The 10,698-nt window shown below is 71.4% G+C and carries 11 protein-coding genes; 5 read left to right on the top strand and 6 right to left on the bottom strand.

What is annotated here, in order from left to right:
* Nucleotides 1–187: 187 nt before the first annotated feature.
* Both I6A81_RS12700 and I6A81_RS12705 read right to left on the bottom strand, forming a co-directional pair.
* Nucleotides 188–1,840: an MFS transporter gene (locus tag I6A81_RS12700; protein ID WP_203002376.1), complete on the bottom strand. Its 1,653-nt coding sequence runs from the start codon at nucleotides 1,838–1,840 to the stop codon at nucleotides 188–190.
* Nucleotides 1,837–2,601 (bottom strand): ribonuclease BN, encoded by a 765-nt coding sequence (locus I6A81_RS12705; protein WP_307874629.1) that lies wholly within the window; start codon nucleotides 2,599–2,601, stop codon nucleotides 1,837–1,839. Before I6A81_RS12705 ends, I6A81_RS12700 begins: the two co-directional genes overlap by 4 nt.
* Nucleotides 2,602–3,069: 468 nt before the next feature.
* Between I6A81_RS12705 and I6A81_RS12710 the strand changes: the two genes are divergently transcribed.
* Complete coding sequence (locus I6A81_RS12710; RefSeq protein WP_203002378.1) at nucleotides 3,070–3,807, top strand: TetR/AcrR family transcriptional regulator; 738 nt, start codon at nucleotides 3,070–3,072, stop codon at nucleotides 3,805–3,807.
* 125 nt (nucleotides 3,808–3,932) lie between these two features.
* Complete coding sequence (locus I6A81_RS12715; protein ID WP_203002379.1) at nucleotides 3,933–5,147, top strand: cytochrome P450; 1,215 nt, start codon at nucleotides 3,933–3,935, stop codon at nucleotides 5,145–5,147.
* A 102-nt stretch (nucleotides 5,148–5,249) separates the two neighbouring features.
* On the opposite strand, the gene I6A81_RS12720 is transcribed toward I6A81_RS12715, so the two are convergent.
* The 4 genes from I6A81_RS12720 to I6A81_RS12735 form a co-directional block, all read right to left on the bottom strand.
* Nucleotides 5,250–5,690, bottom strand: coding sequence for an SRPBCC family protein (locus tag I6A81_RS12720; protein WP_203002380.1), 441 nt, complete (start codon nucleotides 5,688–5,690; stop codon nucleotides 5,250–5,252).
* A gap of 83 nt (nucleotides 5,691–5,773) precedes the next feature.
* A complete protein-coding gene (locus tag I6A81_RS12725) occupies nucleotides 5,774–6,106 on the bottom strand; it encodes an ArsR/SmtB family transcription factor (RefSeq protein WP_203002381.1) in 333 nt (110 codons plus the stop codon).
* Nucleotides 6,103–6,567 carry an SRPBCC domain-containing protein gene (locus tag I6A81_RS12730; protein ID WP_203002382.1) on the bottom strand — a complete coding sequence of 155 codons (465 nt, stop codon included), beginning with the start codon at nucleotides 6,565–6,567 and terminating at the stop codon, nucleotides 6,103–6,105. The genes I6A81_RS12725 and I6A81_RS12730 overlap by 4 nt, the downstream gene beginning before the upstream one ends.
* A 174-nt stretch (nucleotides 6,568–6,741) precedes the next feature.
* Nucleotides 6,742–7,278: a cupin domain-containing protein gene (locus I6A81_RS12735; RefSeq protein WP_203002383.1), complete on the bottom strand. Its 537-nt coding sequence runs from the start codon at nucleotides 7,276–7,278 to the stop codon at nucleotides 6,742–6,744.
* A 416-nt stretch (nucleotides 7,279–7,694) separates the two neighbouring features.
* On the opposite strand from I6A81_RS12735, the gene I6A81_RS12740 reads away from it, so the two are divergent.
* The 3 genes from I6A81_RS12740 to I6A81_RS12750 all read left to right on the top strand — a co-directional run bounded on the left by I6A81_RS12740 (nucleotide 7,695) and on the right by I6A81_RS12750 (nucleotide 10,403).
* Nucleotides 7,695–8,588 (top strand): helix-turn-helix transcriptional regulator, encoded by an 894-nt coding sequence (locus tag I6A81_RS12740; RefSeq protein WP_203002384.1) that lies wholly within the window; start codon nucleotides 7,695–7,697, stop codon nucleotides 8,586–8,588.
* Between the two features lie 259 nt (nucleotides 8,589–8,847).
* Nucleotides 8,848–9,267, top strand: a complete 420-nt coding sequence (locus tag I6A81_RS12745) for a globin family protein (protein ID WP_203002385.1) — start codon at nucleotides 8,848–8,850, stop codon at nucleotides 9,265–9,267.
* Nucleotides 9,268–10,208: 941 nt separating this feature from the next.
* A complete protein-coding gene (locus I6A81_RS12750; protein WP_203002386.1) occupies nucleotides 10,209–10,403 on the top strand; it encodes a DUF4236 domain-containing protein in 195 nt (64 codons plus the stop codon).
* The last annotated feature ends 295 nt before the right edge of the window (nucleotides 10,404–10,698 follow it).

The raw sequence follows: 10,698 nt of genomic DNA on the forward strand, positions 1-10,698 counted from the left end.
CTTCCCGCCAGCGACCAGCGACCAGCGACCAGCGAAAGCATCCGCCGGACAGCGCTGAACGTGAAAAGACATTCTGACCTCGGTCTCTCCGGCGCCAGCCTGGATGCGCCGGATCGGCCACGTACCCGGCGAGTTGCTCCGCGTCGAGCCCTCGCGGCCCGGCGGCGTCAGCGAGCGGGGTGGGACGTCAAGGAGCTTGCCCTGGTGCCGGCGCCGGGGCGGGCTGACGGGCCGGGAGCTGGCGGGTGAGGAACAGGGCGGCCAGGGCGAGGGCGGCGAGCAGTGACAGGGATGCGCGCAGCCCGTCGATGCGGGCGTCCGCGTTGTCGGCGGTGATGGCCTGGGCGGTGTCGGGCGGGACTCCGGCCTCGTCGAGCCGCGTCTTCAGGTCTCGGTCGGACACGAAGGGGATGCCTTCGGCCAGTCGGACCTCGGCGTGCGTGGCCAGGTCCGCCGGGATCGCGGGGTCCTGCTGGACGCCGGCCAGGAAGGACGCGGACAGCACGGAGATGAGGACCGCGCCGGCCGCCGCGGTACCGATCGAGGCACCCAGGTTCGTCACCGTGTTCTGCACCCCGCCGACCTCGCCGCTGTGCTCGTCGGCGACCGCGGACACGGTCACGCTGCCGAGCTGCGACGCGAGGGCGCCCACGCCGAGGCCCGCGAGCAGCATCGGCCAGGTCACGATCTCCGGTCCGGCACCGGCGTCGAGCGCGCCAATCATGATCGTCATGCCGGCGAACAGGGCGAGGAAGCCGCAGCGGACGACGCGCCGGGGCGAGGCATGCGGGAAGACCTTGGGAATGCCGGCGGCGGCCACCAACAGGGCGACGGACAACGGCAGGAGGCGGACGCCGGTCGCGACCGCCGAGAGCCCGAGCGCCACCGACAGGTAGAGCGGCACCACGAAGAAGAGGCCTGCCTGGAGCAGGTACTGGAAGAAGAACGACGTGAGCCCGGCCCGTAGCGTCCGGTTGCGCAGCAGCGCCGGGTCGAGCAGCACGACCGCGCCTCGGGCGGTCCGGCGGTCCTGCGACCAGACGAAGAGCCACAGGATGGTTCCGCCGGCGAGGATCAGCCAGATCGCGGGCGAGAGCCCCAGCCAGGCGGGCGCGCCGGGGGCGGCCCGGACCAGGCCCCAGCTCCCCGATCGCAGGACGCCGTACACGACGAGGGCCAGGCCGGTCGCGGACAGCGCGGTGCCCACGAGGTCGAGACGTCCGCCCGCGCTCGGCGGTGCGTCCGTCATCCCTCGGGTCATCCACAGGATGACGGCCACCACCAGGATCTCGCCCGCGAAGACCCAGCGCCAGGACAGATAGGTGGTGAACAGGCCGCCGACGAGCGGGCCCGCCGCGACCGCGATCGCGCCGGCGGCCGCGACCAGCCCATACGCGTGCCCGCGCCGCTCCGGAGCGAAGTTCGACGCGACGAGGGCGACGACAGCGGGCATGATCAGAGCGGCGCCCACTCCTTCGAGGCATGACCAGCCGACCACGAGGACGGCGAGATTCCCGGCGAGGGAGGTCGTCAGTGAGCCGCATCCGTAGATGACGCAGCCGACGGTGAACACGCGTCGATGCCCGAGAAGCTGCCCCAGCCTCCCTCCGGTGATCATCAGCGCGGCCATCACCAGTGTGTAGAAGGTGATGGCGGTCTGGATTCCGGTCACCGTGGTACCGACGTCCGCGGCGACGGTCGCGATCGACACGTTCATGACCGAGCTGTCCAGCGTCATGAGGAACTGCGCCGCCGCCAGCGTCGGGAGCAGGGTCCGGCCGGCCGCGGCCGTCCCCGGCCCGGCTCCTGGGCTTCGTTTCCCGACGTCGCGCCGGGTCATCGCCCGCGCCCGGTGTGACGCCCGGTCGTCCCGGGACCTCCGCGCCCGTCCGCCGCTCCGGCCCCACGTCTGGCGCGCCTTCCGGCCCTTCCGGCCCTGGCGGAAACGACCGATTTCCGGGTTTCGTCGTACCACATTCCGACGATCGCTCCTCCCGTGAGAACAACACCAAAACCGATCAGCCAGGAAAGGATCGTGAATACGACGCCGATGCTCCCGTAATCCCGTTCGTTCGCGACGATGGACGCGGAAAAGGCCAACCTGCTCACCACTCCCAGACCGGTCAGGCCGACTGTCGTGAAGACGGCGACCGGCCAGACCTCACGCCACCCGAGTCGTCCGAGCACGAGGGCGCTCGTACCAGCCCAGAGAAACAACAACAGACCGGCCACACTGAGCAAGCCGAAGCAGACCTGGCCGAGGGTGGTGCCGGTGAGCAGCGCCCCGACACTCGTCGTGCCGGCGAGAAAGGCGACAAGCCCGCCGAGCCAGACGACCTGGCCGAGGACGCCACGCAGGCCCAGCGGCCGGAGCCGGAAGACCCGCGCATAGATGGACTGCGCGGTCGCGGCCAGGCTCAGGCCACCGAGAATCAGCCAGAGCGCGCCCAGTAGTGACCAGCCCTGGCGAACCGCTCCGTCCCTGGGAGTGAACAGCCGCTCGACGGCCCGCGCGGCCTCCCGGCTCAGCCCCATCCGCCCGATGATCACATCCGCCGCGCCTCCGGGGCCGAGCGGCGACAACGCGGCCAGGACGATCACGAAAGGAAAGAACATCAGCAGGATGAGCGCGGCGAGATACATCGCGCTGTTGATGAGATCGCCCTGACGCAGCCTGGAGGCCAGGTCCGCCGCCGCCGCGGTCCGGAGTTGTTTCCGGACCATCCGGGCCGTCGTCACCATATGCCCGAACAGGCGCCGCGACCGGCCAGCGGCCTTGGCGCCGGGACCGCCAGCCGACCGATCGGTGGGCCCGTCGCCGCCCGTGCGCCGGTTCCCCGGCATGGCTCCCCCCGACACCACATAGCCGACGACGACCGTCCGGCCACCGCGCGGCCCGCGCCGTGTTCCACAGCATCCCGGCGAGGGACCGTTCCCGCACCTCGCGCGGTCCCAAGAGAGCGCGAGGAGCTCCTCCTGGCGAAGACACCGGTTCCGGCGCCGCGCGGGTGTCAGCATCTTTCAATACCAGCTGGTATCGGATACCCACAGGTATCGTAAGATTCGCGCGTGAGCGATCCTGGAACGGACAGGTCCGGGTTGGGGCGAGCAGCCGCGTCGGCCCGGTCGGCCCCGTCGGCCCCGTCGGGGGCGGCGGCCGAATCGCCAGGTCCGGCGCCGCGGGTACCCCGGGCCGAGGTCCGGCGCCGCCTGCTGGCGGCGGCGGCGCGAGTGTTCGCCGAACGGGGCTACAGCGAGAGCCGGCTCGACGACGTCGCGCGCGCGGCCGGTTTCACCAAAGGGGCCGTCTACTCGAACTTCGGCTCGAAACAGGAGCTGTTCGCGGAACTCGTCAGCGCTCACATGGCCGAGCAGGTCGCGAACGTGCGCGGCGGCATCACCTCGGCGACGGCCCCCGACAGCGCCGACCGCGACGGTGTGCAGGCGCGTGGCATCGAGCTCCTGAGTGACTACCTGGTCAGCGACGACCGGGGCCAGCGTCTGGTGTTGGAGTTCGCCGCGCAGGCCAGCCGGGACCCTCAGGTCCAGGCGGCCTGGGCGCCCCACCGGCGGGCGCACCAGGACGCCGTCGTCGAGCTGATGACCGAGCAGCTCCAGGCTCTTGGCGTGTCAGCCATCGTCGATCTCGACACGCTCGCCCTCATCATGATCGCTCTGCGCAACGGTCTGGCGCTGGAACGAGCGTCCGCGCCGGAGCAGGTGGACCGGCCCGTGATCGAACGCGCCGTCGCGGCCGTCCTGACCAGCCTCATCCCCCCGGCCAGCGGCCCCGCCACCGACCGCTGACCGGCGCGGTCGGCGTGTCCACGCCGGTTCAGCGATCCGATCGACGGGCTGCTCGTCCGCCGCACGAGGCCCCACCCCCGGCGGGCCGGTCACGGCACGAGCGGGTCAACGACCAGGAGGAAGCCATGACCATTGACCAGGTCTACGACCTAAATCCGGACACCTTCCAGGCGATGGCGCAGCATGACGTCCTGGCCCGGTTACGCGCGCACGACCCGGTGCACTGGACCGTCGACGCCGACGGCAAGGCGTTCTGGTCGCTCACCAAGCACGCGGACATTCAGATGGCCAACCGCGACATCGACACCTTCACGGTGACCCGCGGCTTCACCCTCATCGACGTCGACACCGATCCCTTCCAGGGCGCGGCGATGCTGGAGATGCTCCCCGGCCTCGACCCCGAGCGGCATGCCCGGCACCGCCGCATCGTCAGCCGCGGCTTCACCCCCCGCGTCCTGGGCCTGTTGGAGGATCACCTCCGGCTCAAGGCGCGGCTGATCGTGGACAACGTGATCGAGCAGGGCAAGGCCGACTTCGTCGACGACATCGCCGCCGAACTGCCACTACAGGCCATCTGCGAGCTCGTCGGGGTGCCCGAGCGGGACCGCCGCGCGATGTTCGCCTGGGGCAACGTCATGACCGGCATCGACGACCCCAACATCGGTGACCGGGAAGCGGGGATGCGGGCCGCCGCCGAGCTCATCGGCTACGGCCACAGCCTGCGCGCGGACCGCCTCCTGCGCCCCGCCGACGACATCGTCACCAAACTCACCCGGGCCACCGCCACGGACGACGGCCTGACCGATGCCGAGTTCGGGATGTTCTTCCTCCTGCTGATCGTCGCCGGCAACGAGACGACCCGGAACGCGACCGCGCACGGCATGCGCGCGCTGCTGGAGAACCCCGCGCAGCTCGCGAAGCTGCGGACGGATCACAGCAAGGAGCGCATGGCGACCGCCGTCGAGGAGGTCCTGCGTTGGTCCTCGCCGATCCAGTACTTCCGACGAACGGCGACCCGCGACGTCGAACTGCGCGGCAAGACGATCAGAGCGGGCGACTGGGTGGTGCTGTGGTACCCCTCCGCCAACCGCGACGACGAGGTGTTCCCCGACCCTTACACGTTCGACGTCGACCGCGCTCCCAACGACCACGTGACGTTCGGGGCAGGCGGCCCGCACTTCTGCCTCGGCGCGAACCTCGCCCGCCTCGAGCTACGGCTGATCCTCACCGAGATCATCACGAGGATGCCGCACCTCCGCCTCGACGGACCCGTCGAGATACTCCGGTCGAACTTCGTCAGCGGCATCACCCACATGCCGGTCCGCTGGGACAGACCCTGAAACCGCGCGCCCGGCCGGCTCCGCCCGCCGACACGGGCCGAGCCGGCCGGTCCTCCATGACGGGTAGGTTCGCCGGGCCGCTTGGCGAAAGTACGTTCTCCGTCAGTGCCAGTCGCTGATCATCACGTCGTCCGGCGCCGGGGCGCCCTTGCCCGTCTCCAGGAGCGACTTCAGGCTCATCAGGTAGGTCGCCCACTTGGTGGTGCAGTGGTGCATGAACTCCACGGGCTCACGCCACCCCCGGTGCGCGAACATGATGATCGTGTAGTCGCCCTCGGTCCGCAGGTCCCAGCTGATCCGGGTGTCGACCCATTCCGCCGGCGCGTCGATCACCTCCCAGAGCACACGCTCGGCCGGCTGGGCCTCCAGCACCTTCATGTCGAAGCCGCCGGGCACGAAACGGAACTCGAGCACGCCGCCGGGCGCGCCGTCCCCACGCGTGTCCCTGGTCCACCAGTCCGCCAGGCCCTCGCGCGTCGTCAGCGCACGGAACACTTCTTCTCGCGGCGCCGTGATCCCTACTCGGTGCAGGATGTCCGCCATCACGCTCTCCTGTTCGCCACGCGTTCTCCGCGCGGTTCTCCACTTGGTTCTCCGGCCGGCCGCGGACGCGGCCGGGCCGCGTCTCAACCGTTCTTCTGGATGGCTTCGGCGATCTGCTTGATCCGCCGCAGCCGGGCGTCCCACGCGTTGCCCACGGCGCCCAGCTGCGCCACCGCGCGCCCGAGCTGGACCTCGTCGACCTGGTAGCGCCGCTCGCGCCCGGCCGGCGTCGCCTGGACCAGGCCGACGCGGTCGAGGACGCCGAGGTGCTTGGCCACCGCCTGCCGCGTCACCGGCAGCTGCTCGCTCAGCGAGGTCGCGGTCCCGGCTCCGCTCGCCAGCAGGAGGTCGAGCATCCGCCGCCGGGTCGGGTCCCCGATCGCCGACCACAGGTCGTCGTCCACCGCGACCGTCATCGCGCCGACACCAGGCGCTCGGCGTGCTCCCCGATGCGGGGCACGTAGATGCCCCAGCCGGTCACGTGCTCGTGGTACTGCTGCTCCAGCACCGCGATCTCCCAGCCCCGCTCGCGGAACCCGGTCTCGGTGAGCCGCAGCAGCGTGCCCGAGCCGGACGCGACGAGCTCGAAGGTCACCAGCAGCGAGTTGCCGTCGACCGCCGCCTCGCCCGCCGGATGCGTCCAGCGGAAGCTGAACAGCCGCGGCGGATCGGAGGCCACCACGGTCATCGGGGTGACGTGGGCTCGGGGGTTGTCGCCGTCGGCCCAGGCCAGTTCCCCGGTCGCGCCGGGCGTCGGCTGGACGTCGCACTCGGCGTACCACCAGTCCCGGATGTGCTCGGGCCGGCTGATCACCTCGAACACCACCTCGGGCGCGGCCTCGACGTGGATCTGACGTTCGATGCTGGCGAACTCCATGGGCTCTCCCTGACACAGGCAACCATCGGTTGCGCATCAGGTTACGCCCAGCTCCGGCGATACGCAACCATCGATTGCGCATCGCGCTTGTCAGCCGGCCGGTCGGTCGGCCGGCCGGCCGGTCGGCGATGGGGTGGGCCGGGTCAGGCGGCCCGCCGCCACCGGCGAGCCGGGTCAGCCGCCGGCCACGGGCTGAGTGGGCAGGCCCGGGACGAGCGGGGTGAGCTGCTCGATGTCGTGGCGGGCGCGCAGGGCGGCGACCTGCGCCTGGTCGGGTGGCCCGCCGCCGCCGGCCAGCAGCTCACCCAGCTCTCGCAGGTAGTGCTCGTGCCCGGACGGGGCGACGACGAACAGCATCCGGGCCGGCGTCGAGCCGGGGTTGGCGAAGGCGTGCGGGCAGCCCGGCGGCACGAACATCAGGCTGCCAGGCCCGCCGCGGGCGATCTTCTGGCCGTCACGGCCCTCCCACCGCCGCCAGTGGCCGACGGTCCGCGCGAGCGGCTCGAAGGCGAGCAGGTCGAGCTCGCCGTCGAGAATGTAGAAGATCTCCTCCGCCGCGCCATGTCGATGTGCTCCGACGTCGAAACCGGGTGGAACGTCGGCCTCGAACACCGACCAGCTAGGTGAGAGCTCAGTGCCAACCTTCAGCGTCATTCCGGCCGACTGAAGGCGCTGGCCCGCGCCAGGCGGCAGCACAAGCCCGTCAGTCATGCCGCGACTCCGCCGAGCTTCCGGCCTGCGGCACGCACCATCACGCGGCTTTGCTGGCCAGGAGCGCCTGTCGCCGGAATTGATCGCGATCGAGCTGTCATGTCCGGAACGGTAGGACGTAGATACCTTCTGAGCCTGGTGCGATTGCTACCGGGCAGCGTCGACGCGATGACCCGAACGGGTGGGACATCTCGGAGCGGTTCAGAAGGCGCCGAAACGGCATCGGAACAGCGGCCTGCCTCGCGGCCGGGAGCAGGCGGCGGCGCGGCAGAACGGCGGCACGACAGAGCAGCAGCGTGTCAGAGCAGCAGCATGACAAAGCGGCGGCGCGGAAACGGCGACGCGTCAGACGGCGACGCGTCAGACGGCGGCGCGTCAGACGGCGGCGCGGTCAGGTACATACGAGGCGGCCACAGATGACGACCGACAGGACGGACGCCGAGCAGGGGCAGTCGCCGGCAGTGGCGGCGGCGGCGAGACGCGCCGAGCTGGCCGCGTTCCTGCGCAGCCAACGCGCCCGGCTGCGGCCGGCCGACGTCGGCCTGCCGTCCGGCGTGGGCCGGCGCCGCACCCCCGGGCTGCGCCGCGAGGAGGTCGCCGAGCTGTCCGGCATGTCGCACACCTGGTACACCTGGCTGGAGCAGGCCCGGCCCATCCCGGCGTCGGCGCAGGTCATCGACGCGCTGGCCCGCGCGCTGCGGCTGGATCCCGACCGGCATCGCCACCTGCGGGTTCTCGCCGGCCTCCCGCTGCCGCCGGTCACGGCGCCCACCGAAGCGGCGGCTCCCCGGCTGCGGCGCCTGGTCGACGCGGCCGCCCCGAACGCCGCGTCGCTCTACGACCGGTACTACGACTTCCTCGCGTGGAACGACGTCTACGTCCGGCTGCGGCACGACCCGGGCACGATGCCGCCGGAGCGGCGCAACCTGCTGTGGATGATGTTCACCGACCTGGAGAACCGGCGGCGGATGACGAGCTGGGAGCCGGCCGCGCGCGCGGTGCTCAGCCAGTTCCGCGCCGCCGCCGGCCGGCGCCCCGACGACCCGCGCTTCGGCGAGCTGGTCTCGGCGCTCACCGGCGCCAGCCCCGAGTTCCGGCGCTGGTGGGCGAGCTATCCGGTGCGCGACTTCAAGCCGGCTACCATCGCGATCGACCATCCCGCGGCCGGTCGGATAGCCCTCGACCTGTACCAGCTCCGACCGGTCGAACACCCGGACCTGCTCCTCGTCCTGCAGGTCCCGGCGGGAGCCGAGGACGCCCGCCGGGTCCAGGCCCTGCTCGCGCCGCCGGGCCGGCGCGGCGACGGCTGACCCGGGCGCCCACCAGCGGCGCGGCGTCCGCCCCGTCCTCGCCGGCACCGCGTCGACTCCGTCCGTACTCGGCGCCGCGTCCGCGCGGGCGCCGCTCCCGGGCCGTCTCACATCGGCTGGCGGCGCGCCGTGAGAGGACTTTCACGGGCCCGAGACCGGTGACGGTGCGTGCCGTAACCAGGCCGCAGTGCACTGGGCGTCGACAGCGGCCCGCGCGCCCGCGCGCGGCCCGACGGACGTCCACTCCAGGCAGGGGATCATGAATCCAGACGAGATCCGACTGGTCCAGGAGACGTTCGGCGCCGTGGCGCCAGCGTCCGACGCGGTCGCCATCCTGTTCTACACCCGGCTGTTCGAGCTGGATCCCAGTCTGCGCGTGATGTTCCCGGACGACCTGGCCGAGCAGCGCGGAAAGCTCATGCACATGCTGGCCGTGGCCGTGAACGGCCTGTCCAGGCTCGACTCGATCGTGCCGGCGGTGCAGGCGCTCGGCGTGCGGCATGCCGGCTACGGCGTCACCGAGGCGCACTACGACACGGTCGGCGCCGCGTTGCTGGCAACGCTCGCCGAGGGTCTCGGGGATGCGTTCACGCCGCCGGTGAAGGACGCCTGGACGAGCGCCTACACGCTGCTCGCCGACACCATGAAGAGCGCCGCCAGGCAGACGGCGCCGGCCTGAGGCCCTTCCCGTCACCTTGACCGGGCGTTCGACCGCCGATTCGCGCACACTTCTGGCAATCTTGGACCCTCGGCGAGCCTGGCCGCTTCCTTGATCTTCAGATGTGTACGCCATCTGGCGATTTCTGCCCGCTTTGTCCCTGAATCTCGCACAGACCTGGCGATCTACCGGCGGACCGGGCTGGAATGGGCTGGAGATCGCGGGTTGTGTGCGCGGATCGGCGCTCCGGACTTCACGCTCCGGGACCCGCGCCCGCAAGATCCAGAAGAAGCGCCTGGTAGGACTTCGTCGGGTCTCACGCCAGGTAGGGGCGCTGACCGCCGGACGACCGACCGTTCAAGCCCGCTACCCGTGCAGACGAAGAACGAAGATCGAGACTGTCACGCTTCCGAGGCCTTCGTACGCGCTGGCCGGAGCAACCCAACAAAGCCCTACTAATGCAGCGCCAGTCAGGGTTCATCCGGTCTCGGACCCGCACTGTGGGCCGGTGCTGGCGAAGTGTCCGCAGTAGCGCGGGCTATGGACCGCGAATCAGCGGACAAGTCCGGGAGCGGTGGTGATCCGGGATGGTCAGGGCCGAGCCCGGGCCGGACCGCCGACCTGTCCGCGGATTCGCGGTCCATAGCCCGCGCTCTCGCTGACACTTCGAGCACACCACCCACGGGACGGGGCCAGGCCTGGCGGGAGCAGGCCTGGCGGGAGCAGGCCTGGCGGGAGCAGGCGTCGACCCGCCCGACCCCCGCCGGCCCGACCCCGCCGACCCGACCCCCGGTCGACGTCCACGGGAGCCCGCCGCGTTCGCGGCGGGCCCCTGCGTGTCCGCGCGGCCAGGAGCTCGCCCCGGGAGGGTTATCACGGCGAGAACAGGGAAATCGTTGATCACGATCGCCGAAAGTCGGCGCGGTGTTCCCCGCGGAACACGTCTGTTCTGGAGCGTTGACATGGGCCTGCGTTACACCCGTCGTCCCCGTTACGGTCCCTTTCACGTAAACGTCAGCGAGAACGGGGTGTCATCGGTCACGCTGAAACTCGGCCGCATCTCCTGGCGGGTCTGGTCGAAGAACCGGCGCCGCGGCCTGTCCAGCGTCGACCTTCCCGGCCCGTTCTCCTATCGGCGCGAGGGCTCCCGCCGGTAGCGGGCGCGCGACCTACGACGCCGGCGGCCGGTCCCTTCCTGGCCGGCCGCCGGCCGGACGTGTCCGGGCCGGGCGATCGGGAAGACCCCTGGAGACCGGCGCGGCCCGCGCCAAGGGCCGCCCGCGACGGCCCCGGACCACGACTGCCCGGGGCCGCGACGGTTCGGTCGCGACGGTTCGGTCGCGACGGTTCGGTCGCGACGGTTCGGTCGCGACGATTCGGTCGCGACGATTCGGTCGCGACGATTCGGTCGCGACGATTCGGTCGCGACGATTCGGTCGCGACGATTCGGTC

Source organism: Frankia nepalensis, from assembly GCF_016786325.1.
Lineage (GTDB): Bacteria > Actinomycetota > Actinomycetes > Frankiales > Frankiaceae > Pseudofrankia > Pseudofrankia nepalensis.